This is a genomic window from Enterobacter cloacae complex sp. CARB60, from assembly GCF_036487345.1.
Taxonomy (GTDB): domain Bacteria; phylum Pseudomonadota; class Gammaproteobacteria; order Enterobacterales; family Enterobacteriaceae; genus Enterobacter; species Enterobacter asburiae_D.
In genome coordinates this window covers 3,582,581-3,607,175 of the sequence record NZ_JAZKLC010000002.1, presented here as the reverse complement: position 1 = coordinate 3,607,175, position 24,595 = coordinate 3,582,581, and the positions used below count along the sequence as shown (strand labels likewise).

The window sequence follows — 24,595 nt, the reverse complement described above, 5'->3', positions numbered from 1 at the left end:
CTGACATCATTCACAACTATGCTGCCCATCAATCGCTCGCAACATCCTGTTTTTGCATTGCTCTTTGCGATGCTGTTTTTCTTCGCCACGGCGCCGCTGACCTGGGCCCGCGCCGATAACAGCAACGATATTCCCTCGCGCAACGATGTTCAGTCGCAGCTCGACACGCTGAACAAACAAAAAGAGCTCTCTCCTCAGGATAAGCTCATCCAGCAGGATCTGACGGAAACGCTGGAAACGCTGGATAAAATTGAACGCGTCAAAGCAGAAACCGCCCAGCTTCGTCAGAAGGTGGCGCAGGCCCCTGAAAATATGCGCAAAGCGACGGAATCGCTGAACGCCCTGAGCGACGTCGATAACGATACCGAAACGCGCAAGACGCTCTCAACGCTCTCTTTACGCCAGCTGGAGTCGCGCGTCGCGCAACTGCTCGACGACCTGCAAACCGCGCAGTCCGACCTCGCGACCTATAACAGCCAGCTTGTCTCCCTGCAAACCCAGCCGGAACGCGTGCAAAACGCGATGTACTCCGCGTCTCAGCAGCTGCAGCAGATCCGCAACCGCCTGAACGGCACGACGGTGGGAGAGGGCACGCTGCGCCCAACGCAGCAAACCCTGCTGCTGGTTCAGCAGACCTTGCTCAACGCACAGATTGAACAGCAGCGTAAAAGCCTGGAAGGGAATACGGTGCTGCAGGATACGCTTCAGAAACAGCGTGATTACGTCACCGCGAATATTAATCGCCTGGAACACCAGCTTCAGCTGTTGCAGGAGGCGGTAAACAGCAAGCGCCTGACCCTGACGGAAAAAACCGCTCAGGAGGCCGTCTCCCCTGACGAAACCGCCCGCATTCAGGCGAATCCGCTGGTGAAACAGGAGCTTGAGGCCAACCACCAGCTTAGCCAGCGCCTGATACTGGCGACGGAAAACGGTAACTCGCTGGTTCAGCAAAATATCAAAGTGAAGAACTGGCTGGATCGCGCGCTGCAGGCCGAGCGCAACATCAAAGAGCAGATCGCGGTTCTGAAAGGCAGCCTCCTGCTGTCGCGTATTCTCTACCAGCAGCAGCAGACGCTCCCGTCCGCCGATGAGCTGGAGGACATGACCAACCGCATCGCGGATTTACGTCTGGAACAGTTTGACGTCAACCAGCAGCGCGATGCCCTTTTCCAGAGCGATACCTTTGTCGCCAAAATTGAAGAGGGGCATTCCAGCGACGTGAACCCGGAAGTGCACGACGCGCTGCTCCAGGTCGTCGATATGCGTCGCGAGCTGCTGGACCAGCTCAACAAACAGCTGGGTAACCAGCTGATGATGGCCATTAACCTGCAAATCAACCAGCAGCAGCTGGTGAGCGTCTCGAAAAGCCTGCAGGAGATCCTGACCCAGCAGATTTTCTGGGTGAACAGCAACAAGCCGATGGACTGGGACTGGATTAAATCCTTCCCTGAGACGCTGAAAACGCAGATCAAGAGCATGAAGATCACCGTGAACTGGGAGAAAGCCTGGCCTGCGGTGACAATTGCCTTGCTGGCGGGATTACCGCTGCTGCTGATTGCCGGCCTGATCCGCTGGCGTCTGGGCTGGCTGAAAAAATACCAGGCGAAGCTGGCGTCCGAAGTGGGGCAGCTGCGTAACGATAGCCAGCTCCATACGCCAAAAGCGATTCTGATCGATCTCATCCGCGCCCTGCCGGTGTGCCTGATTATTCTGGCCGTGGGCCTGATTCTGCTTACCATGCAGCTCAACGTCAGCGATCTGCTGTGGGCGTTCAGTAAAAAACTGGCGCTGTTCTGGCTGGTGTTTGGCGTGTGCTGGAAGGTGCTGGAAAAAGACGGCGTGGCGGTGCGTCATTTCAACATGCCAGCGCAGCTGACCAGCCACTGGCGTCGTCAGATTGTGCGCATCAGCCTGGCGCTTCTGCCGCTGCACTTCTGGTCGGTTGTCTCTGAGCTTTCCCCGCTGCATCTGATGGATGACGTGCTGGGCCAGCTGGTCATCCTGCTGAACCTGCTGCTGATTGCGATCCTGATGTGGCCGATGTGCCGCGACAGCTGGCGTGATAAAGAGTCCCACAATATTCGCCTGGCCACCGTGACGGTGCTGGCGATCATTCCGCTGGCGCTGATGGTGCTGACGGCAACGGGCTACTTCTATACCACGCTGCGCCTGTCCGGGCGCTGGATTGAAACGGTCTATCTGGTGATCGTCTGGAACCTGCTCTATCAGACCGTGCTGCGCGGCCTGAGCGTAGCGGCCCGCCGCATCGCCTATCGCCGTGCTATCGCGCGTCGTCAGCATCAGGTGAAAGAGGGGGCCGAAGGCGCGGAGCCACAGGAAGAGCCGACCATCGCGCTGGAGCAGGTTAACCAGCAGACGCTGCGTATTACCATGCTGGTAATGATCGCCCTGTTTGCGGTGATGTTCTGGGCTATCTGGTCCGATCTTATTACCGTTTTCGCATATCTCGACAGTATTACCCTCTGGCAATACAACGGTACCGAAGCGGGCGCTGCGGTCATGAAAAGCGTGACCATGGGCAGCCTGCTGTTTGCGCTGGTGTCGTCGGTGGTGGCCTGGGCGTTGATTCGCAACCTGCCGGGCCTGCTCGAAGTGCTGCTCCTGTCACGTCTGAATCTTCGCCAGGGGGCGTCCTACGCCATTACCACGATCCTCAACTACGTGATCATTATTGTTGGGGCGATGACGGTCTTTGGCTCGCTCGGCGTCTCGTGGGATAAACTGCAGTGGCTGGCGGCCGCCCTCTCGGTCGGTCTTGGTTTTGGCCTGCAGGAGATCTTCGGTAACTTTGTGTCCGGCCTGATCATCCTGTTCGAACGCCCGGTACGAATCGGCGATACGGTTACCATCGGCACCTTCTCCGGTACGGTCAGCAAGATCCGTATTCGTGCCACCACCATCACCGACTTCGATCGCAAAGAGGTGATCATCCCGAACAAAGCGTTCGTGACCGAGCGTCTGATCAACTGGTCGCTTTCCGATACGGTGACGCGCGTGGTAATCCGCCTGGGCGTCGCCTATGGATCGGATCTGGAGAAGGTGAAAGAGGTGCTGCTCAAGGCGGCGTCAGAACATCCGAAAGTGATGCACGATCCGGCTCCGGCGGTCTTCTTCACCACCTTTGGGCCGAGTACGCTGGATCACGAGCTGCGTTTATACGTGCGCGAGCTGCGCGACCGCAGCTACACGGTGGATGAGCTTAACCGCTCTATCGATCGCCTGTGTCGTGAAAACGATATTAATATCGCCTTCAACCAGCTTGAGGTTCACCTGCGTAACGAGAAAGGTGATGAGCATACGGAAGTGAAGCGCGAGATTAAGGGTGACGATCCGACTCCGGCTTAATCTACTATTTTCCCTCTGCCCTCAGGGGCGAGGGAACGATTTTCCCCCTCTCCCTCAGGGAGAGGGCCGGGGTGAGGGTAATTTCCCCTCGAAATCCCGCCGCACAATCTCCAGTGCCTTAAGCACCGTTTCGGCGGGGATCTCATGATTCTCCAGCAGCATAATCAAATCGACGGCCAGCTTGACCTCATCGGGTGCATTTTCCAGTGACATGGGTGTGGCTCCTGTTAACGGGTCAAACGTTCAATGACGCGCTCAATCTCATCCCGCGCCTGACGGCAGCGGACGATGCGTCCTTCCAGCGCGCTAATCTCGCGCATCAATAGCTGCTGCTCTTCCAGCGTTTCGCTATTGTTCAGCCGCACTTCGCGTTCGCGCTTCATCTCAAACAGCCGGCGCTCAAACTCCTGGTTCTCCAGCCGCTTGCGCTGCCATTTACCGAGCCCCGGCGAGGCGCTGTCCCAGGCGCGCAGCGGCCAGGCGGTGATTTCGCGATGCAGAGCGGTGATCTGCTCAGTGAGATGCTCCGCAAGCCATGCCACCTGTTCCTGCTGTTCACTCTCAACCGCATGGCGAAGCTCGTCGAGGTTTGTCTGCGCTTCCGCCAGGTAATCCTGAATGACGGTGCTGCGGGTACGAAAAAGCTGTCGGTCAAAGCGCGGCTTCAGCGTGGCGTGCCCCATTAGCGGTGTAGCCTGCTCCCGCAGGGCAATCAGCTGATTTTGCAGCCTCTCAAGAAGCAGTGCTGTTTTCAAGGCGCTCTCCAGTGGTAAAGTAGCCGTTCAGTTTGATAACGATTCGCATTATGAAGCGTACTATTTTAATCATCATTGGCTGGCTCGCGGTAGTGCTTGGCACGCTGGGTGTGTTTTTACCCTTACTGCCGACTACGCCGTTTATCCTGCTGGCGGCCTGGTGCTTCGCCCGCTCGTCGCCGCGTTTTCACCACTGGCTGCTCTACCGCTCATGGTTTGGCGGCTATCTGCGGCACTGGCAAAAACACCGGGCCATGCCGCCCGGCGCGAAGCCGCGCGCGATCGCGGTGATCCTCATCACCTTCGCTATTTCATTATGGCTGGTGAAAATGATGTGGGTACGCATTCTGCTGCTGGCGATCCTGACCTGCCTGCTTTTCTTTATGTGGCGGATCCCCGTGGTTGATGAAAAGCAACAAAAGCACTGAAGCCTCATCATGGCTGTTGCAATTATCACGCGCAGCCAGTAAATTCGACCGTTTTCGAGCACAGGTGCGCCTGGTCAAAGGTTAAACAATTGTTGCCTTGGCCGACTCGTTGCGCGCTGTGAGTAACACTGTTTCATTTAGGCAAAACCGATGACCGCAACTGCACAGCAGCTTGAATATCTGAAAAACAGCATCAAAAGCATCCAGGACTATCCAAAGCCTGGCATTCTTTTCCGTGATGTCACCAGCTTGCTGGAAGACCCGAAAGCGTACGCGCTCAGCATTGAACTGCTGGTCGAGCGTTATAAAAACGCCGGGATCACCAAAGTAGTTGGTACCGAAGCCCGTGGCTTCCTGTTTGGCGCACCGGTTGCGCTGGCAATGGGCGTGGGTTTTGTGCCGGTGCGTAAGCCGCGCAAACTGCCGCGTGAAACCATAGCTGAGAGCTACGAGCTGGAGTACGGCACCGATCAGCTGGAGATCCACGTTGATGCGATCAAGCCTGGCGACAAAGTGCTGGTGGTGGACGATCTGCTGGCAACCGGCGGTACCATTGAAGCGACCGTGAAGCTGATCCGTCGTCTGGGTGGTGAAGTGACCGACGCGGCATTCATCATCAACCTGTTCGATCTCGGCGGTGAACAGCGCCTGGAAAAACAGGGCATTACCAGCTACAGCCTGGTGCCTTTCCCGGGTCATTAATCCCGGTTTTCACAACCTCGCTCAATGGGTGAGGTTGTGATAGCATTCCCCTCCATAAATTCACCTTCCAGCGTTGCAGAGCCTGCCCATGAGTTATCAGGTGTTAGCCCGTAAATGGCGACCACAAACCTTTGCTGACGTTGTCGGTCAGGAACATGTGCTGACGGCCCTGGCGAACGGCTTGTCGCTAGGTCGCATCCATCACGCCTATCTTTTCTCCGGCACCCGAGGCGTCGGTAAGACCTCTATTGCCCGTTTGCTGGCAAAAGGTCTTAACTGCGAAACCGGGATCACCGCCACGCCGTGCGGCGTGTGTGATAACTGCCGGGAGATCGAGCAGGGGCGTTTTGTCGATCTGATCGAGATCGACGCCGCCTCGCGCACCAAAGTGGAAGATACCCGCGACCTGCTCGACAACGTGCAGTACGCCCCGGCGCGCGGCCGCTTCAAGGTCTACCTGATCGATGAAGTGCACATGCTGTCGCGCCACAGCTTTAACGCCCTGCTGAAAACGCTGGAAGAGCCGCCCGCGCACGTGAAGTTCCTGCTGGCGACCACCGATCCGCAAAAGCTGCCGGTCACGATCCTGTCGCGCTGCCTGCAGTTCCATCTGAAGGCGCTGGACGTTGAGCAGATCCGCGCGCAGCTTGAGCACATTCTTGATGAAGAGAAAATTGTCCACGAACCGCGCGCCCTGCAGCTGCTGGCACGCGCGGCGGACGGCAGCCTGCGTGATGCCCTCAGCCTGACCGACCAGGCGATTGCCAGCGGTGACGGCAAGCTCTCCACCGAGGCGGTCAGCACCATGCTCGGCACGCTGGATGACGATCAGGCGCTGTCGCTTATCGAAGCGATGATTGCCGCCAACGGCGAACGCGTGATGTCGCAGGTGAATGCCGCCGCTGCCCGGGGTATTGAATGGGAAGGGCTGCTGGTTGAGATGCTCAGCCTGCTGCACCGCGTGGCGATGCTGCAGCTTTCTCCGTCTGCCATCGGTGCGGATATGGCCGCTATTGAACAGCGGATGCGTGAACTTGCCCGCACCGTGCCGCCTGCCGACGTGCAGCTGTATTACCAGACGCTGCTGATTGGCCGCAAAGAGTTACCGTTCGCGCCGGACCCCAGGATGGGCGTTGAAATGACGCTGCTGCGCGCGCTGGCGTTCCACCCGCGCATGCCGTTGCCGGAGCCTGAAGTGCCGCGGCAGTCTTTCGCGCCGGTCGCCCCTACGGCGGTGATGTCGCCGCAGCAGGTGCCGCCGCAGCCGACACCGCCGCCGCAGCAAAACGTGCCGCTGTCGGATGCCACCAGTTCGGTGCTTGCCGCACGCAGCCAGCTGCAGCGTGCGCAGGGAGTAACCAAACCAAAAAAGAGTGAACCGGCAGCGCCAGGAAGAGCGCGGCCGGTGAACAACGCCGCGCTTGAACGACTGGCCTCGGTAACGGAGCGCGTACAGTCGCGTCCTGCACCGTCCGCGCTCGAGCAGAAAGCCCCGGTGAAAGAAGAGGCTTACCGCTGGAAGGCAACCACCATCACCGAACAGGTGAAGGAAGAGGTCGCCACGCCGAAAGCGCTGAAAAAGGCGCTGGAGCATGAGAAAACGCCAGAGCTTTCCGCGAAGCTTGCCGAAGAGTCCATTGCGCGCGACCCCTGGGCCGCCGAGGTCAGCAAACTCCAGCTGCCGAAGCTGGTCGAACAGGTCGCGCTGAATGCCTGGAAAGAGCAGGACGGCAATCAGGTGCGTTTACACCTGCGTCCGGGTCAGCGGCACCTCAATTCCCCTGGCACGCAAAAGGCGCTGGCCGAGGCGCTCACCGCATTACAGGGCGCACCGGTTGAATTGACTATCATTGAAGATGATAATCCGGCAGTGAAAACGCCGCTCGAGTGGCGCCAGGCCATTTATGAAGAAAAGCTCGCGCAGGCGCGCGAGGCGATTATTGCGGATAACAACATTCAGACCCTGCGCCGGTTCTTCGACGCCGATCTGGATGAAGAGAGTATTCGCCCCATTTGATCGTGAGTCTGACTTACGGTTGTAATCCTTAAACGTGAAAAAGAGAGAAGCCTATGTTTGGTGGAAAAGGCGGTCTGGGTGGCCTGATGAAGCAGGCTCAGCAGATGCAAGAAAAAATGCAGAAGATGCAGGAAGAGATCGCTCAGCTGGAAGTCACGGGTGAGTCCGGTGCCGGTCTGGTCAAAGTGACCATCAACGGTGCGCACAACTGCCGTCGCGTGGAAATCGACCCGAGCCTGCTCGAAGACGACAAAGAGATGCTGGAAGATCTGGTTGCAGCCGCGTTTAACGATGCCGCTCGCCGTATCGACGAAACTCAGAAAGAGAAAATGGCCTCTGTTTCCAGCGGTATGCAGCTGCCGCCTGGCTTCAAGATGCCATTCTGATGCAAACCAGTCCGCTGCTCACGCAGTTAATGGAAGCACTGCGCTGCCTGCCGGGCGTTGGCCCGAAGTCGGCGCAGCGCATGGCGTTTACGCTATTGCAGCGCGACCGCAGCGGCGGGATGCGCCTGGCGCAGGCTTTAACCCGCGCCATGTCAGAAATAGGTCACTGTGCGGATTGCCGCACCTTTACCGAGCAGGACGTGTGTAACATCTGTACGAACCCGCGTCGTCAGGAAAACGGTCAGATTTGCGTGGTGGAGAGTCCGGCGGACATCTACGCCATTGAGCAAACCGGGCAGTTTTCCGGCCGCTACTTCGTGCTGATGGGGCATCTCTCCCCGCTGGACGGTATTGGCCCGGATGATATCGGTCTTGACCGCCTTGAACAGCGTCTTGAGTCCGAAACCATCAAAGAGGTAATCCTCGCCACCAACCCGACGGTGGAAGGGGAGGCAACCGCCAACTATATTGCCGAACTGTGCTCGCAGTACGGCGTTGACGCCAGCCGCATCGCCCACGGCGTGCCGGTGGGCGGCGAGCTGGAAATGGTGGACGGCACCACGCTGTCACACTCTCTGGCCGGGCGTCACAAGATTATTTTCTGACCAAACGGAGGCTGCGCGCGCGGCCTCCGCTTGAAATTCCCCCCCCTTATCCCCATCTCTCACTCAACGTTTTACAACCCCATTAAATGGCATTGTTGAGGTCGACTTAGATGAAAGGACAAGAAACCCGTGGTTTCCAGTCAGAAGTAAAACAGCTTCTGCACCTGATGATCCATTCCCTGTATTCCAACAAAGAAATTTTCCTGCGTGAGCTGATTTCCAACGCATCCGATGCGGCGGACAAGCTGCGCTTCCGCGCGCTGTCTAACCCGGACCTGTACGAAGGCGACGGCGAGCTGCGCGTGCGCGTCTCGTTCAATAAAGAGAACCGCACCCTGACCATCGCCGATAACGGCATTGGGATGAACCGCGACGAGGTGATCGACCACCTCGGCACCATCGCCAAATCCGGCACCAAAGCGTTCCTCGAGTCCATGGGCTCTGACCAGGCGAAAGACAGCCAGCTGATCGGCCAGTTCGGCGTGGGCTTCTACTCGGCGTTTATCGTGGCCGACAAAGTCACCGTCCGTACCCGTGCGGCAGGCGACAGCGCCGAGAACGGCGTGCTGTGGGAATCCAAAGGGGAAGGCGAATACACCGTTGGTGACATCACCAAGGCGGATCGCGGGACCGAAATCACCCTGCATCTGCGCGAAGGGGAAGACGATTTCCTGAACGACTGGCGCGTGCGCTCCATCATCAGTAAATATTCCGATCACATCGCCCTGCCGGTTGAGATTGAAAAACAGGAAGAGAAAGACGGCGAAACCGTGGTTTCCTGGGAGAAGATCAACAAGGCGCAGGCGCTGTGGACGCGCAACAAGTCTGAAATTAAAGACGACGAATACAACGAGTTCTATAAGCATATCGCCCACGACTTTACCGACCCGCTGACCTGGAGCCACAACCGTGTGGAAGGGAAGCAGGAGTACACCAGCCTGCTGTACATCCCGGCGCAGGCGCCGTGGGACATGTGGAACCGCGATCACAAGCACGGCCTGAAGCTGTACGTGCAGCGCGTGTTCATCATGGACGACGCCGAGCAGTTCATGCCGAACTACCTGCGCTTTGTGCGCGGTCTGATCGATTCCAACGATCTGCCGCTCAACGTCTCGCGTGAAATTCTGCAGGACAGCACCGTCACCCGTAACTTGCGCAACGCACTGACTAAACGTGCTCTGCAGATGCTGGAAAAACTGGCGAAAGACGATGCGGAAAAATATCAGACCTTCTGGAAACAGTTCGGCCTGGTGCTGAAAGAAGGCCCGGCGGAAGATACCGCGAACGTCGAAACCATTGCTAAACTGCTGCGCTTCGCCTCTACGCACACCGACTCCTCCGCGCAGACCGTGTCGCTGGAAGAGTACGTCTCCCGCATGAAAGAAGGGCAGGAGAAGATCTACTACATCACCGCAGACAGCTACGCGGCGGCGAAGAGCAGCCCGCACCTGGAGCTGCTGCGTAAGAAAGGCATCGAAGTGCTGCTGCTTTCTGACCGCATCGACGAGTGGATGATGAACTACCTGACCGAGTTCGACGGTAAATCCTTCCAGTCCGTTGCCAAAGCCGACGAGTCCATCGACAAGCTGGCGGATGAAGTGGACGAAAGCGCGAAAGAAGCCGAGAAGGCGCTGGAGCCGTTCGTTGAGCGCGTGAAAACGCTGCTGGGCGATCGCGTGAAAGAGGTGCGCTTCACGCACCGTCTGACCGATACTCCGGCTATTGTCACCACCGATGCCGATGAAATGGGCACCCAGATGGCGAAGCTGTTCGCGGCGGCGGGCCAGGCGATGCCGGAAGTGAAATATATCTTTGAGCTTAATCCGGATCACCCGCTGGTGAAACGTGCGGCGGACACCCAGGACGACGCCCGCTTTGCAGAGTGGGTTGAACTGCTGCTGGATCAGTCCCTGCTGGCCGAGCGCGGCACGCTGGAAGATCCTAACCTGTTCATTAAACGTGTGAATGCGCTGCTGCTGGCGTAACTAAACACCTGCCCCTCACCCTGCCCTCTCCCCAAAGGGGAGAGGGGGTTCAAATTCCCTCTCCCCTTTGGGGAGAGGGTTAGGGTGAGGGGGAATCAACCGCACTAACCCAAATAATCTCCCCCCGTTAACCGTTTCAGCCTTCCCGCCTTCCTTGAGCCACGCCCGTTCTGGTGGTATTGTTTAGCGCTTTTGAAAAATTGAAACGACTTTTGAGGGGATTTTCGCAATGCGTATTATTCTGCTTGGCGCTCCGGGCGCGGGTAAAGGAACTCAGGCTCAGTTCATCATGGAGAAATACGGTATTCCGCAAATCTCCACCGGTGACATGCTGCGCGCCGCTGTTAAATCTGGCTCCGAGCTGGGTAAACAAGCGAAAGACATCATGGACGCAGGCAAGCTGGTGACCGACGAGCTGGTAATTGCTCTGGTCAAAGAGCGCATTGCTCAGGAAGACTGCCGTAACGGTTTCCTGCTGGACGGCTTCCCACGCACCATTCCTCAGGCTGACGCCATGAAAGAAGCGGGCATCAACGTGGACTACGTTCTGGAGTTCGACGTACCGGACGAGCTGATCGTTGACCGTATCGTTGGCCGTCGCGTACACGCTGCTTCTGGCCGCGTTTACCACATCAAATTCAACCCACCTAAGGTTGAAGGCAAAGACGACGTGACCGGCGAAGAGCTGACCACCCGTAAAGACGATCAGGAAGAGACCGTGCGTAAACGCCTGGTGGAATACCATCAGATGACCGCGCCGCTGATCGGCTACTACACCAAAGAAGCGCAGGCGGGTAACACCAAATACGCGAAAGTTGACGGCACCAAAGCCGTTGCTGACGTACGTGCAGAGCTGGAAAAAATCCTCGGCTAATCGCGCGCCTCTCACCCGGGCTCCCGGGTGAGAAATATTCTCATCTTACCTATTACAGCAATGGGTTTCGTTTAAACGCATTTCCGCTACAATTGACAACCTATCAAATGGTTAAGAGGCGTGAATGAGTCAGGCGAAAACCGGCATCCTGCTTGCCAATCTGGGTACTCCAGAAGCACCTACATCAGACGCGGTAAAACGCTACCTGCGACAATTTTTAAGCGACACGCGCGTCGTGGATTTCCCGAGACTGCTGTGGTGGCCGCTGCTGCGTGGCGTCATTCTGCCGATTCGTTCTCCGCGCGTCGCCAAACTCTATCAGTCCGTCTGGATGGAAGAGGGCTCGCCGCTGATGGTTTACAGCCGTCGTCAGGAAAAAGCGCTGGCTGCCCGCCTGCCGGATATGCCCGTTGCGCTCGGCATGAGCTACGGAAAACCGTCCCTGAAAAGCGCGGTGGAATCACTGCTGGCACAGGGCGTGGACCATATCGTCGTGCTGGCGCTCTACCCGCAATACTCCTGCTCGACGGTGGCCGCCGTCTGGGATGAGCTGGCCCGTATTCTGGCGACCCGCCGCCGCATTCCGGGCGTGACCTTTATTCGCGACTACGCGGATAACGATCTCTACATCCAGGCGCTTGCCAACAGCGCGCGCGCGTCGTTTGAAAAGCACGGCGAGCCGGATCTGCTGCTGCTTTCCTATCACGGGATCCCGCAGCGTTTCGCCAATGAAGGGGATGATTATCCGCAGCGCTGCCGCGATACCACGCGCGAGCTGGTCTCCGCCCTTGGCCTGCCGCCGGAGAAGGTGATGATGACCTTCCAGTCGCGCTTCGGCCGCGAGCCGTGGCTGACGCCATACACCGATGAAACCCTCAAAATGCTCGGTGAGAAGGGCGTGAAGCACATTCAGGTGATGTCGCCGGGCTTCTCGGCCGATTGTCTGGAAACGCTGGAGGAGATCGCGGTGCAAAACCGGGAATTTTTCCTTGAGGCTGGCGGCGAAAAGTACGAGTACATTCCGGCGCTTAACGACTCGCCTGAACATATCGACATGATGGTCTCGCTGGTAACGAACAGCCGCTGATCGCACTCCGGGCCGGGTTTGTGCTAACATTCCCGGCCCATATTCTTCGTACAGTTCAGACCATGAAATTTCCCGGTAAACGCAAATCCAAACACTACTTCCCCGTTAACGCTCGCGATCCGCTCCTGCAGCAAATCCAGCCTGAAAACGAAACCAGCGCGGCATGGGTCGTGGGTATCGATCAGACGCTGGTGGATATTGAAGCCAAAGTGGATGATGCGTTTGTTGCGCGTTACGGTCTGAGCGCCGGGCATTCGCTGGTCATTGAGGACGACGTTGCCGAAGCGCTGTATCAGGAGCTGGTGCGCGAAAACCTGATTACCCATCAGTTCGCCGGTGGCACCATCGGCAATACCATGCACAACTACTCCGTACTGGCAGACGACCGCTCGGTGCTGCTCGGCGTGATGTGCAGCAATATCGAAATCGGTGGCTACGCCTACCGCTATCTCTGCAACACCTCCAGCCGTACCGATCTGAACTACCTGCAGGGCGTTGACGGGCCGATTGGCCGCTGCTTTACGCTGATCGGTGAGTCCGGCGAGCGTACTTTTGCCATCAGCCCGGGTCATATGAACAAGCTGCGCGCCGAGAGTATTCCTGAAGAGGTGATCGCGGGCGCCTCTGCGCTGGTGCTGACCTCCTACCTGGTGCGCTGTAAGCCGGGCGAGCCCATGCCGGAAGCAACCATGAAGGCGATTGAGTACGCGAAGAAATACAACGTGCCGGTCGTTCTGACGCTGGGCACGAAATTCGTTATCGCCGATAACCCGGAGTGGTGGCAGGCCTTCCTGAAAGAGCACGTCTCGATTCTGGCGATGAACGAAGAAGAGGCCGAAGCGCTGACCGGCGAAAGCGATCCGCTGCTGGCGTCTGACAAAGCGCTGGACTGGGTGGATCTGGTGCTCTGCACCGCTGGCCCGGTGGGGCTGTACATGGCCGGCTTCACGGAAGAAGAGAGCAAACGCAAAACCCAGCACCCGCTGCTGCCCGGTGCGATTGCCGAGTTCAACCAGTACGAGTTCAGCCGCGGCATGCGTTACAAAGATTGCGTGAACCCGCTGCGTATCTACTCGCATATCGCGCCTTATATGGGCGGACCGGAGAAGATCATGAACACCAACGGTGCTGGCGACGGCGCGCTGGCCGCGCTGCTGCACGACATCACCGCTAACGCCTACCACAAAACCAACGTGCCGAACTCCAGCAAGCACAAGTTCAGCTGGCTGACCTATTCGTCGCTGGCGCAGGTGTGTAAATACGCGAACCGCGTGAGCTATCAGGTGCTGAACCAGCACTCACCGCGCTTAACGCGTGGCCTGCCGGAACGGGAAGACAGCCTCGAAGAGGCGTACTGGGATCGTTGATTGCTAAAAGAAAACCCCGGTGGCGCTACGCTTACCGGGGCTACTTGTAGGCCTGCTAAGCGTAGCGCCAGCAGGCTTTTTTTACCCCGTAACAGCCTCTTCAACCGGCGGTTTCTCCAGCAGCGTCAGCATCGTATTCGCAATCTCGCGCTCGCCCATCACCACCTTATTCGCACCGCGCTCGGTAATGTACTCCACCTCGTCGTCATAATGCGCCCGGGCGATAATCTCAATCGTTGGGCACTTCTCGCGCGCGGAAGCCACAATCTCACCCGCTTCATAGCCGTTAGGTATGGTCAGCAGCAGCCAGCGCGCGCAGTCCAGATGCGCCAGATTCATGATCTCTTCGTTAGCCGCATTGCCCAGCACCGCACGAATTCCGCGCTCGCGCAGCTCGTCGACGCGGGTGCGTGAGGTCTCAATCACCACCAGCGGAATGCCCTGCGCCATCAGCTTCTCACCGAGCAGGCTGCCCACGCGGCCAAAGCCGACCAGCAGGGCGTGATTGCAAATATCCACCGGGATCTGCTTCTCTTCTTCGATGGCCTCTTCGAGCGTCTGTTCTTCCAGCGTTTCGGTTTTATCGAGGTATTTTTCCAACAGGGCAAACAGCACCGGGTTCAGCATAATCGACAGAATCGCCCCCGCCAGCACCAGGTTTTGCCCCGCCTGCGGCAGCAGGTTGAGGGCCATGCCCAGACCGGCCAGAATAAAGGCGAACTCACCAATTTGTGCCAGGCTGGCGGCGATAGTCAGCGCCGTCCGCGGGGAGTGGCCGAACATCCGTACCAGGAAGAAGGCGGCGAGCGACTTACCAAAGATGATGATCGCCAGCGTGCCCAGCACGGCCAGCGGCTGGTGAATCAGAACCATCGGGTCAAACAGCATCCCGACGGAGACGAAGAACAGCACGGCGAAGGCGTCGCGCAGCGGCAGGGTGTCGTGCGCCGCGCGGTGGCTCAGCTCGGACTCGTTCAGCACCATCCCGGCGAAGAACGCGCCCAGGGCAAAGGAGACATCAAACAGCTCAACGGCACCAAACGCGATACCCAGCGCCAGCGCCAGCACGGAGAGGGTGAACAGCTCGCGCGAGCCGGTCGCCGCGCTGCGGGACATGATCCACGGTACCAGACGGCGGCCCACCAGCATCATGATGGCGATAAACGCCACCACTTTCCCGATGGTGATACCCATATCCAGCGCCAGCGAGGCAAAGCCGACGTTGTCTTTTTCCATCATCCCGGCGACGGCAGGCAGCAGCACCAGCGTCAGCACCATCACCAGATCTTCAACAATCAGCCAGCCTATCGCGATTTGCCCGCGCTGGCTGTCTATCAGCTGTCTCTCTTCAAGCGCGCGCAGCAGCACCACGGTACTGGCGGTTGAGAGACACAGCCCAAAAACGATACCGGTCATTAACGACCAGCCCAGCACCGCCGAAAGCGCCATCCCCAGCAGCGTCGCCACCCCTATCTGGGCGATCGCTCCCGGTATGGCAATCGACTTTACCGCCATCAAATCCTTCAGGGAGAAGTGCAGGCCGACGCCGAACATCAGCAGAATCACGCCCAATTCCGCCAGCTCAGGGGCCAGTTTGGTATCCGCCACGAAGCCTGGCGTAAACGGTCCCGCCAGTACGCCCGCTAACAGATAGCCGACAAGAGGAGAAATACGCAGTTTATTGGCAATCATGCCGAGGATAAAAGCGAGCACAAGTCCACCAACAATGGTGGTGATAAGCGGTGTGGCGTGGTGCATTCCGTCTCCTTTCGTTGTGGGTGTTCCTTTTTGGCGAAAAACCAAAAAACCGAGTAATAGTTTATGACAATTTTTACCCTTATGTTTATGAATAATTGTTGAAGTTTGAATAAAACAGCAATATGCACGTAAAAAAGCGCATTTTGATAAATTCAGCGAGGGGATGAAGAAGAAACCCTTATGGCATCAGGGTATCAGGTAGCCAAAGTAAAACTTTGGCTACCCGTAATTTAGGCTTTATGACGGTTATCAGGCAGGAATATGGTTAACATCCCAAGAAGCGGCAGGAAAGCGCAGATTTTATAAACCAGGAAGATGCTGGTGTGATCCGCAACCATCCCTAACACCGCTGCGCCAAGCCCTCCCATGCCGAAGGCGAAACCGAAAAAGAGTCCGGAAACCATACCGATACGGCCAGGCAGCAGCTCCTGGGCATAAACCAGAATGGCGGAAAACGCGGAAGCGAGGATAAAACCAATAATCACGGTTAAAATCCCCGTCCATTCAAGGCTCGCGTACGGCAAAATAAGGGTAAACGGCGCCACGCCGAGGATAGAGCCCCAAATGACATATTTACGCCCAATCTTATCCCCCACAGGCCCGCCAATGACCGTACCTGCCGCAACGGCGAACAGGAAGGCAAACAGGTGGAACTGTGCATTCTGTACCGATAATCCGAATTTTTGCATCAGATAAAAGGTGTAATAGCTGCTGATGCTCGCCATATAGAAGTATTTCGAGAAAATCAGCACCAGCAGCACAGAGACGGCCAGGATAACCTTATTGCGCGGCAGGGGATTGATAACCTTCGCTTTAGGTTTCCCTTTATTCACGCGATGCTGAGCGGCATACCAGCGGCTGATCTGCGCCAGCACGATAATCGCCAGCAGCGCGGCCAGCACAAACCATGCCACGTTGCCTTTACCATAAGGGGCAATAACCACCGCGGCCAGCAGCGGGCCGAGAGAGCTACCAAAGTTACCGCCTACCTGGAAGAGTGACTGCGCCAGTCCGTGACGCCCCCCTGAAGCCATACGCGCCACGCGCGAGGACTCCGGATGGAAGACGGACGATCCCGTGCCCACCAGCGCGGCGGCAACCAACACCGCTTCAAAACTCCCCGCCATGGCCAGCAGCACCAGCCCGCTTAAGGTAAAGCACATGCCAATCGGCAGCGACCACGGCATCGGGTATTTATCCGTCCAGTAGCCCACCACCGGCTGCAGCAGTGAGGAGGCCAGCTGGAAGGTCAGGGTGATCATCCCGATCTGCACGAAGGTGAGTGAGAACTCGGACTGCAGCAGCGGATAAATGGCCAGAATCAACGACTGGATCATATCGTTGAGCAGGTGTGAGAGGCTGATTGCGCCTAAGACTTTAAAGGAGGTGCGCGACGCCGGCGCGCCCGGAACGGGCTGGGTTGATTCACTGATTGCCATAGAGAGAAGTACCACGTCTTTAGTTATTAGAGATGCAGGGTGTAATTATTATCCGACTAACATACCCGCCCGGGACATTTGAAGAAAGTCGCAATTCTGAAAACTTATTTGTCTATTCTTGTTAGTCACTGTAATTTTTGCCTTTGTCTATTGGTCAGGGAGAGAGAAGATGAAGTTAATGAAGCGGGGCGTCGCGCTGGCGCTCATCGCCGCATGGGGCCTGGTAAGCCTGCCCGCGCAGGCGTATGAAAAAGACAAAACCTATAAAATCACCATTCTGCATACCAACGATCACCACGGTCATTTCTGGCGCAGTGAATACGGCGAATACGGCCTGTCGGCACAAAAAACGCTGGTGGACGGCATTCGTAAAGAGGTTGCGGCCCAGGGTGGCAGCGTGCTGCTGCTGTCGGGGGGCGATATCAATACCGGCGTGCCGGAATCCGATTTGCAGGACGCGGAACCTGATTTTCGCGGCATGAACCTGATTGGCTACGACGCGATGGCCGTGGGTAACCATGAGTTTGATAATCCGCTCACCGTGCTGCGTCAGCAGGAAAAATGGGCCAAATTCCCCTTCCTCTCCGCCAATATTTACCAGAAAAGCACCGGTGAACGCCTGTTTAAGCCGTGGGCGCTGTTTAAGCGTCAGGATCTGAAGATCGCGGTCATCGGCTTAACCACCGACGATACGGCGAAAATTGGTAACCCCGAGTTCTTTACCGATATCGAATTCCGCAAACCGGCAGACGAAGCGAAGCTGGTGATTCAGGAGCTGCAGCAAAACGAAAAGCCGGACGTGATTATCGCCACCACGCACATGGGGCACTACGACAACGGTGAGCACGGCTCCAATGCTCCCGGCGACGTGGAGATGGCGCGCAGCCTGCCTGCGGGCTCGCTGGCAATGATTGTGGGTGGTCACTCACAGGATCCGGTGTGCATGGCCTCGGAGAACAAAAAGCAGGTGGACTACGTGCCGGGCACGCCGTGCGCGCCGGACCGTCAGAACGGTATCTGGATAGTGCAGGCGCACGAGTGGGGCAAATACGTGGGCCGGGCGGATTTCGAGTTCCGTAACGGCGAGATGAAGCTGGTTCACTATCAGCTCATCCCGGTCAACCTGAAGAAGAAAGTCACCTATCCGGACGGGAAAAGTGAGCGCGTACTTTACACGCCAGAGATTGCTGAGAACCAGCAGATGCTCTCCCTGCTGACGCCGTTCCAGAGCAAAGGCAAGGCGCAGCTGGACGTGAAAATCGGCACGCTGAACGGTCGTCTGGAAGGGGACCGCAGTAAAGTTCGCTTCGTGCAGACCAACATGGGCCACCTGGTGCTGGCGGCGCAAATGGCGCGCACCGGCGCTGACTTCGGCGTGATGAGCGGCGGCGGCATTCGTGACTCTATCGAAGGTGGAAACATCACCTATAAAGACGTCCTGAAGGTGCAGCCGTTCGGCAACGTGGTGGTCTATGCGGATATGAGCGGGAAAGAGGTGATTGACTACCTGACCGCCGTGGCGCAGATGAAGCCGGATTCCGGGGCCTATCCGCAGTTTGCTAACGTCAGCTTCGTCGCGAAAGACGGCAAGCTTAACGATCTGAAGATCAAAGGCGAACCGGTTGATCCGGCTAAAACGTACCGTCTGGCAACGTTAAGCTTCAACGCCACCGGCGGCGACGGCTATCCGCATATTGATAACAAACCGGGATACGTGAATACCGGCTTTATCGATGCGGAGGTGCTGAAGCAGTTCATCGAGCAGAATTCGCCGATTGACGTGAATGCGTACGAGCCGAAGGGTGAGGTGAGCTGGTAGTAGTGCGGGTGTGTTTTGCCGGGTGGCGGCTACGCCTTACCCGGCCTACATTCGAATCGTAGGCCCGGTAAGCGCAGCGCCACCGGGCAATTTTCTCAATCCCGGCGCGCAATATCCGCAAACTTCGCGTCCAGCATTTTCGCCAGATCGCCCGCCGCCAGCTCGATATCCAGCCCGCGTTTGCCGCCGGATATAAAGATGGTGTCAAACTCCTGGGAAGGCGCATCGATCAGCGTCGGCAGGCGTTTTTTCTGCCCGAGCGGACTGATCCCGCCCACCAGGTAGCCCGTAGTGCGTTGCGCCACCATCGGATCCGCCATATCCACCTTCTTCGCCCCCAGCGCTTTGGCGACTTTCTTCAGATCCAGCTGTCCCGCCACCGGGGTAACCGCAACGGCGAGGTGTTTCATATCACCGTTCACCGCTACCAGCAGCGTTTTATAAACCTGGTCCGCGTTCAGACCCAGCTTGCGCACCACTTCATCACCAAAGTTAGTCTCATTCGGATCGTGATCGTAAGTGTGGATCCGGAAAGAAATGTTGTTTTTTTCGAGTAATTTAACGGCGGGAGTCATAGCTATCCTTCTTACGACAGACAAATCATGCCAACAGCATACGCCTGACGTTTGTCTAAAAAATAGCACCATCTTGCGCAATAGTATTGGCAGTGATGGTCACTTTGAGCGACAATCGGCTCAACCGAAGGTCTCCTTCGGCATAATAAAAACGATGAAATTCCTCTTTGACGGGCCAATAGAAATATTGGCCATTTTTTTATTTTAACAGTGACGGCAAATTCCCTTCTCCGTACAAATGTAACGCCCCAACCGCCACCACGTAATGCCCGGCAGGTAACGCATGCAGCGTCTGCCGCCAGGCTTTGTTGCGCGCGTTCATCAGCACATCATACAGCGATTCGCTGAACGTTGACGGTAACGCCAGCTTGCCGTCTTCAGGCGGCGCATCCAGCCACCAGCCAATCATGGTTTGCAACAGGCGGGCGTTGGTATGCCAGTGGGTCAACGTATCGTCCAGCAGCATCAGGCCGTCGTCGGGAAGCTGGCGCAGAAGCGCAATCTGGCTGTCCGTCCCTTCCAGCTCGATGATGGGCAGGCTGCGCGCCCTTGCCGCGTTCAGCAGCTGGTAATCAATGCCGTAGTCACCGCGCAGCCCCAGACGCTGCGCCTGCGTGGCCTGTAGCACCATCGCAATTTGCCAGAGCGGCAGGGTGTCAATCATGGAGAGCGACACGCCGGTTTCATCCGCGACGCGCGTCAGTTCCGCAAGCTGGGCATCATCCAAACGTTCCGCCAGGGGGAGATCGCTCTCGAGCCCGGCAAATGGTGACTCCTGACCAGAGATGTCCGCCTCAACGACCAGCGCGTCGGCGCGTTTCAGCAGTTTTATCAGGCCGGGCGGCAGGGGAGACATATCCTGCGTACCCATATGGATGCTGCCGACCAGGTGCAGGTGTTGCCCGCCGGGAAGAGAGATATCCAGACCGGGCCAGGCGTAGCGGCGAGGAAAGAGGGCGCGAAACGATGTTTTTATACGATTAAACAGACCCATACGCGCTCCATAAACGGAAAGGTTCATGCTAGCGCGTACGGGTACAAGGTTCAATCCTTCGGTTTAAAGCGCAGCAGGCGGTTGGCGTTGCTCACCACGGTAATGGAGGAGAGCGCCATCGCCGCACCCGCGACCACCGGGTTAAGCAGCGTGCCGGTCAGCGGCCACAAAATACCGGCCGCGATCGGGATACCGAGCGAGTTATAGATAAATGCCCCCAGCAGGTTCTGCTTCATGTTGCGCAGCGTGGCTTTTGAAATGGCCAGCGCGTCGGCAACCCCCATCAGGCTATGGCGCATCAGCGTAATAGCAGCGGTTTCAATGGCGACATCGCTCCCGCCGCCCATGGCAATCCCCACGTCCGCCTGGGCCAGCGCCGGGGCATCGTTGATGCCGTCGCCGACCATCGCCACCTGGCGACCCTGACTTTGCAGTTGCTTGATGGCGTCTGCTTTACCGTCCGGCAGTACGCCTGCAATCACCTCATCAATGCCGGCCTCTTTCGCGATGGCGTTGGCGGTGGTTGGGTTATCCCCGGTCAGCATCACCAGACGGTAGCCGGCGCGGTGCAGGCGCTGCAGGGCGTCCACGCTGTCCTGGCGAAGCGGATCGCGCACTGCCAGCAGCGCGGCGGCTTTGCCATCCACCGCCAGCAGAACCGGTGTGGCGCCCTGAGACGCCTGAGCGTTCAGCTCGCTTTCCAGCGCGGAGGTATCAATACCGTTTTCATTGAGCAATGCCTGGTTGCCCAGCAGCAGCGCGTGGCCTTCTGCTTCACCGCTGACGCCGAGCCCGCGCAGGGTGCGGAAATTGCTCACCTGCGGCAGGGAAGAAGCATTTGCTTTATCGAGGATAGCGCGCGCCAGCGGATGGCTGGAACCTTGCTCCAGCGCGGCGGCGAGACGCAGCGCGTCCTCTTGCGCAATGCCTGCGGTAGTGACGGCCACCACCTGCGGTTTGCCTTCGGTCAGCGTGCCGGTTTTATCAAACACCAGCGTGTCGAGGGTGCTGGCCCGCTGCAGCGCGTCTGCATCCCGTACCAGTACGCCAAATTCGGCCGCGCGGCCTACGCCGGAGATAATCGACATTGGGGTCGCCAGGCCAAGGGCACAAGGACAGGCGATGATCAGCACCGTGGTGGCGATCACCAGGGTGTAAACAATCTGCGGTGCGGGGCCGAAGAAATACCAGATCGCCGCGCTCAGCAGGGCAATGCCGACCACCACCGGCACAAAAATGGCCGAGATTCTGTCAGCAAGCTGGCCAATTTCCGGCTTGCTGCTCTGGGCCTGGCGCACCATGCGGATAATACGCGACAGCGTCGTGTGGCTGCCGACGGCGCTGGCGGTAAACAGCACGCTGCCGTCCTGCACCACCGTGCCGGCATGAACGGCGTCGCCGTCTGATTTCTGCTGAGGGATAGGCTCGCCGGTCAGCATCGCTTCATCCAGCCAGGCTTCGCCCTGGGTTATCTTACCGTCAACGGGAACGCGATCGCCCGTCGTCAGGCGCAGCGTCATGCCGGGCTGAACTTCCGCCAGCGGGACGCTTTTCTCCCCCTCGTCCGTGACCACGCGGGCCGTCGGCGGGGTTAAATCAAGCAATCTTTCCAGCGCTTTCGAGGAGCGCTGACGGGCGCGGGCTTCCAGCATATGGCCCAGGTTAATCAGGCCGATAATCATCGCGCTCGCTTCATAGTAGAGATGGCGCGCCTCCATTGGGAACCACTGGGGCCAGACGTTCACGCTCATCGAATAGAGCCACGCCGCGCCGGTACCGAGCGCCACCAGCGTATCCATCGTCGCGGTGCGGTTTTTCAGGCTCTTCCAGGCGCTGGTATAAAAATGTCCGCCTGCAAACACCATTACCGCAAGGGTAATCAGGCCAATCAGTAGCCACAGCGTGCGGTTGTCGTCGGTGACCATCATGTTGTCGCCGATCATCCCCCACACCATGACCGGCACCCCGACCAGCAGAGCGACAATCGCCTGCCAGCGGAAGCGTTTCATGGTGGCGATAGCCGTTTCCTGCTGGCGCTCGCGGCGCTCGGCATCATCTTCGATGGCCTCCGCCCCGTAGCCCGCTTTCTCAACGGCCTGCACTAAATCTGCGGCGGAGGCACTGCCCATCACCAGCGCAGTACGCTCCGCAAGGTTGACCCTTGCCTGCGCGACGCCCGGTACGGCCTGCAAGGCGTTTTGTACCCGGGAGACGCAGCTGGCGCAGCTCATGCCGTTGATCAGCAGCTGTTGGCTGTCATCAATATCATCAGCTGCCGGAAGCTCAGGAGTGGCCGCTGTCAGTGCTTCCGACGGGGATGATGACTCTGCCAGCGGTTTAGCCTTTGGGTGGCTTAGCTCCGCCCCGTAACCGGCCTGCTTGATGGTATCGATCAGCGCATCCGCGCTGGCGCTGCCGGTCACGGCGGCACGATCGATCGTCACATCAGCGCTTTCAACGTCAGGGCGCTGTTCCAGGCTTTCTTTAACGCGTTTGACACAGTGGCCGCAGGAGAGGCCGTCCAGCGTCAGGTCGATAGTGTGAGACATAACAAAACTCCCGTATAATGAACTGGTCAGTAGTTGACCGGAGTAACGCTTTTCGCTAACTGTTATGAAGGTTAAACCTTCCATCAAGGGGAAGGTCAAGGGGGAAATGTGAATATCAGTGACGTGGCAAAAAAAACCGGCTTAACCAGCAAGGCAATCCGCTTTTATGAAGAGAAGGGGCTGGTAACGCCACCGCTGCGCAGCGAAAACGGCTACCGCAGCTATACGAAACTGCATATTGATGAGCTGACGCTACTGCGCCAGGCAAGACAGGTCGGTTTTAATCTGGAAGAGTGCGGCGAGCTGGTTAACCTGTTCAACGATCCGAAGCGTCACAGCGCCGACGTGAAAAAACGCACGCTGGAAAAAGTGGCCGAGATCGAACGCCACATCACCGAGCTGCAGGCGATGCGCGAACAGCTGCTGCAGCTCGCGGATTCCTGTCCGGGGGATGACAGCGCCGACTGCCCGATTATCGACAATCTTGCCGGCTGCTGCCATCGCAAGGCTTCTGCTTAGCAGGCTTTCACCCGCAGGGTAATGCCTTCCACCGCAATGACCTCAACCCGCGTACCGGCGCTGAGGTCGTCGTCGGCGACCACCGGCCACGAGCTGTCGCCCACCCGCATATGCCCGCGCCCGTTCACCAGCCCGGTGTCGAGCGTAAAACGCTTGCCGACAATCTGCTGTCCGCGCTGGTTAAGGTGCGCGTCCAGCGGCTTCTGCTCGTTAACGCGCCGGTTTAGCCAGCGCCACCACAGCCACGCGGCCACCAGCGTGAGCACGGCAAACAGCGCGCCCTGCCACGCCCAGTCCAGCGGAAGGATCCAGACCAGAAGGCCAGTAATGACAGCGGCAACACCGCTCCAGAGCAGGTAGCCGTTGCCGCCCAGCATCTCCGCCGCCAGCAATAAGCCACCGAGGCTTAGCCAGAAGGCGTGAGGATGTGCAACGATCAGCTCAATCATTTTTTACGCTCGTTTCCGCTGTCTTTAATCAGCTCGGCAATACCGGCAATAGAGCCCATCAGGCTGCTGGCCTCCAGCGGCATCATCACCACTTTGCTGTTGTTCGCGGAGCCGATCTCTTTCAGCGCGTCGGTATATTTTTGCGCGACGAAGTAGTTCACGGCCTGGATATCACCGGCGGCAATCGCCTCGGACACCATCTGGGTCGCACGGGCTTCCGCTTCTGCCGAACGTTCACGCGCTTCCGCCTGTAAAAATGCGGACTGACGTTCGCCTTCCGCTTTCAGGATCTGTGACTGTTTTTCACCTTCCGCTTTGAGGATCTCCGCCTGACGCACCCCTTCGGCTTCCAGAATGTAGGCGCGCTTGGTTCGCTCGGCCTTCATCTGGGCGTTCATGGAGGCGATCAGCTCCGCCGGCGGGCGCACGTCGCGGATCTCAATACGGGTGACCTTGATCCCCCACGGGTTCGTTGCCTCATCGACGATGTGCAGCAGGCGGGTATTGATGCTGTCGCGCTGGGAGAGCATTTCGTCCAGCTCCATCGAGCCGAGCACGGTACGGATGTTGGTCATCGTCAGGTTGACGATCGCCAGCTCCAGGTTGCTGACCTCATAGGCTGCTTTCGGCGCATCAATCACCTGAATAAAGCAGACGGCGTCGATGGTGACGTTGGCGTTATCTTTGGAGATGATCTCCTGGGAAGGAATATCCAGCACCTGTTCCATCATGTTGATCTTGCGACCGATTCTGTCCATGAAAGGAACAATCAGGCTTAAGCCCGGCTGGAGCGTGTTGGTATATCGACCGAAACGCTCAACGGTCCACTGATAACCCTGAGGGACAATTTTGACGCCTGCGCCCACAATAACCAGCGCAACAAAAATAAGGACAGGAACAACGATAAGCATAAAAACCTCC

Annotated in this window: 20 protein-coding genes, 1 pseudogene and 1 other annotated feature; of the genes and pseudogenes, 12 read left to right on the top strand and 9 right to left on the bottom strand. The window is 57.9% G+C overall.

What is annotated here, in order from left to right; translation table 11 throughout:
* Positions 1-18 precede the first annotated feature (18 nt).
* Positions 19-3,366, top strand: a complete 3,348-nt coding sequence (gene mscK / locus V4835_RS18390; protein WP_331413154.1) for a mechanosensitive channel MscK — start codon at positions 19-21, stop codon at positions 3,364-3,366.
* On the opposite strand, the pseudogene rsmS reads toward mscK, so the two are convergent.
* Together rsmS and priC are read right to left on the bottom strand one after the other, a co-directional pair.
* A pseudogene (rsmS, locus tag V4835_RS18385) lies at positions 3,363-3,579 on the bottom strand (pleiotropic regulatory protein RsmS). The gene mscK and the pseudogene rsmS sit on opposite strands and share 4 nt — an antisense overlap.
* Positions 3,580-3,593: 14 nt before the next feature.
* On the bottom strand, positions 3,594-4,121 hold the full coding sequence (priC, locus tag V4835_RS18380) for a primosomal replication protein N'' (protein WP_063145539.1): 528 nt from the start codon (positions 4,119-4,121) through the stop codon (positions 3,594-3,596).
* Positions 4,122-4,171: 50 nt separating this feature from the next.
* Between priC and V4835_RS18375 the strand changes: the two genes are divergently transcribed.
* From V4835_RS18375 to V4835_RS18335, 9 genes are all read left to right on the top strand, one after another.
* Positions 4,172-4,549: a DUF454 family protein gene (locus tag V4835_RS18375; RefSeq protein ID WP_024906851.1), complete on the top strand. Its 378-nt coding sequence runs from the start codon at positions 4,172-4,174 to the stop codon at positions 4,547-4,549.
* 150 nt (positions 4,550-4,699) lie between these two features.
* Positions 4,700-5,251 (top strand): adenine phosphoribosyltransferase, encoded by a 552-nt coding sequence (gene apt / locus V4835_RS18370; RefSeq protein WP_000127359.1) that lies wholly within the window; start codon positions 4,700-4,702, stop codon positions 5,249-5,251.
* A gap of 88 nt (positions 5,252-5,339) precedes the next feature.
* Positions 5,340-7,268 carry a DNA polymerase III subunit gamma/tau gene (dnaX, locus tag V4835_RS18365; protein ID WP_331413152.1) on the top strand — a complete coding sequence of 643 codons (1,929 nt, stop codon included), beginning with the start codon at positions 5,340-5,342 and terminating at the stop codon, positions 7,266-7,268.
* Positions 6,598-6,662 (top strand) — a sequence feature (DnaX frameshifting element). Its footprint overlaps the gene before it by 65 nt.
* 53 nt (positions 7,269-7,321) lie before the next feature.
* On the top strand, positions 7,322-7,654 hold the full coding sequence (locus V4835_RS18360; RefSeq protein ID WP_003858972.1) for a YbaB/EbfC family nucleoid-associated protein: 333 nt from the start codon (positions 7,322-7,324) through the stop codon (positions 7,652-7,654).
* The gene (gene recR, locus V4835_RS18355; RefSeq protein WP_008499298.1) at positions 7,654-8,259 is read left to right on the top strand and encodes a recombination mediator RecR; all 606 of its coding nucleotides are present in this window, start codon (positions 7,654-7,656) and stop codon (positions 8,257-8,259) included. Before V4835_RS18360 ends, recR begins: the two co-directional genes overlap by 1 nt.
* A 110-nt stretch (positions 8,260-8,369) precedes the next feature.
* On the top strand, positions 8,370-10,244 hold the full coding sequence (gene htpG / locus V4835_RS18350; RefSeq protein ID WP_063145537.1) for a molecular chaperone HtpG: 1,875 nt from the start codon (positions 8,370-8,372) through the stop codon (positions 10,242-10,244).
* Between the two features lie 229 nt (positions 10,245-10,473).
* The gene (gene adk, locus V4835_RS18345) at positions 10,474-11,118 is read left to right on the top strand and encodes an adenylate kinase (RefSeq protein WP_006809841.1); all 645 of its coding nucleotides are present in this window, start codon (positions 10,474-10,476) and stop codon (positions 11,116-11,118) included.
* A gap of 124 nt (positions 11,119-11,242) precedes the next feature.
* On the top strand, positions 11,243-12,205 hold the full coding sequence (hemH, locus tag V4835_RS18340) for a ferrochelatase (RefSeq protein WP_029741031.1): 963 nt from the start codon (positions 11,243-11,245) through the stop codon (positions 12,203-12,205).
* 62 nt (positions 12,206-12,267) lie between these two features.
* Positions 12,268-13,572 carry an inosine/guanosine kinase gene (locus V4835_RS18335; protein ID WP_063145536.1) on the top strand — a complete coding sequence of 435 codons (1,305 nt, stop codon included), beginning with the start codon at positions 12,268-12,270 and terminating at the stop codon, positions 13,570-13,572.
* A gap of 81 nt (positions 13,573-13,653) precedes the next feature.
* Here V4835_RS18335 and ybaL read toward each other — a convergent pair whose 3' ends face one another.
* Together ybaL and V4835_RS18325 are read right to left on the bottom strand one after the other, a co-directional pair.
* Positions 13,654-15,330 carry a YbaL family putative K(+) efflux transporter gene (gene ybaL / locus V4835_RS18330; protein ID WP_121425566.1) on the bottom strand — a complete coding sequence of 559 codons (1,677 nt, stop codon included), beginning with the start codon at positions 15,328-15,330 and terminating at the stop codon, positions 13,654-13,656.
* 230 nt (positions 15,331-15,560) lie between these two features.
* On the bottom strand, positions 15,561-16,769 hold the full coding sequence (locus tag V4835_RS18325) for an MFS transporter (protein ID WP_063145534.1): 1,209 nt from the start codon (positions 16,767-16,769) through the stop codon (positions 15,561-15,563).
* 169 nt (positions 16,770-16,938) lie between these two features.
* Between V4835_RS18325 and ushA the strand changes: the two genes are divergently transcribed.
* Complete coding sequence (gene ushA / locus V4835_RS18320) at positions 16,939-18,588, top strand: bifunctional UDP-sugar hydrolase/5'-nucleotidase UshA (protein ID WP_331413150.1); 1,650 nt, start codon at positions 16,939-16,941, stop codon at positions 18,586-18,588.
* A 95-nt stretch (positions 18,589-18,683) separates the two neighbouring features.
* Here ushA and ybaK read toward each other — a convergent pair whose 3' ends face one another.
* From ybaK to copA, 3 genes are all read right to left on the bottom strand, one after another.
* Entirely contained in the window at positions 18,684-19,163 is a 480-nt protein-coding gene (ybaK, locus tag V4835_RS18315) for a Cys-tRNA(Pro)/Cys-tRNA(Cys) deacylase YbaK (protein WP_023343509.1), read from the bottom strand.
* Positions 19,164-19,362: 199 nt separating this feature from the next.
* Positions 19,363-20,157, bottom strand: a complete 795-nt coding sequence (locus V4835_RS18310; protein WP_331413148.1) for a TraB/GumN family protein — start codon at positions 20,155-20,157, stop codon at positions 19,363-19,365.
* Positions 20,158-20,207: 50 nt separating this feature from the next.
* Entirely contained in the window at positions 20,208-22,706 is a 2,499-nt protein-coding gene (gene copA, locus V4835_RS18305) for a copper-exporting P-type ATPase CopA (protein WP_331413147.1), read from the bottom strand.
* 108 nt (positions 22,707-22,814) lie between these two features.
* On the opposite strand from copA, the gene cueR reads away from it, so the two are divergent.
* Positions 22,815-23,225, top strand: a complete 411-nt coding sequence (gene cueR / locus V4835_RS18300; RefSeq protein WP_063145524.1) for a Cu(I)-responsive transcriptional regulator — start codon at positions 22,815-22,817, stop codon at positions 23,223-23,225.
* Here cueR and V4835_RS18295 read toward each other — a convergent pair.
* Positions 23,222-23,674, bottom strand: coding sequence for an NfeD family protein (locus V4835_RS18295; protein ID WP_063145523.1), 453 nt, complete (start codon positions 23,672-23,674; stop codon positions 23,222-23,224). The two genes, cueR and V4835_RS18295, sit on opposite strands and share 4 nt — an antisense overlap.
* Positions 23,671-24,585 carry an SPFH domain-containing protein gene (locus tag V4835_RS18290; protein ID WP_063145522.1) on the bottom strand — a complete coding sequence of 305 codons (915 nt, stop codon included), beginning with the start codon at positions 24,583-24,585 and terminating at the stop codon, positions 23,671-23,673. The genes V4835_RS18295 and V4835_RS18290 overlap by 4 nt, the downstream gene beginning before the upstream one ends.
* Between the last annotated feature and the right edge of the window lie 10 nt (positions 24,586-24,595).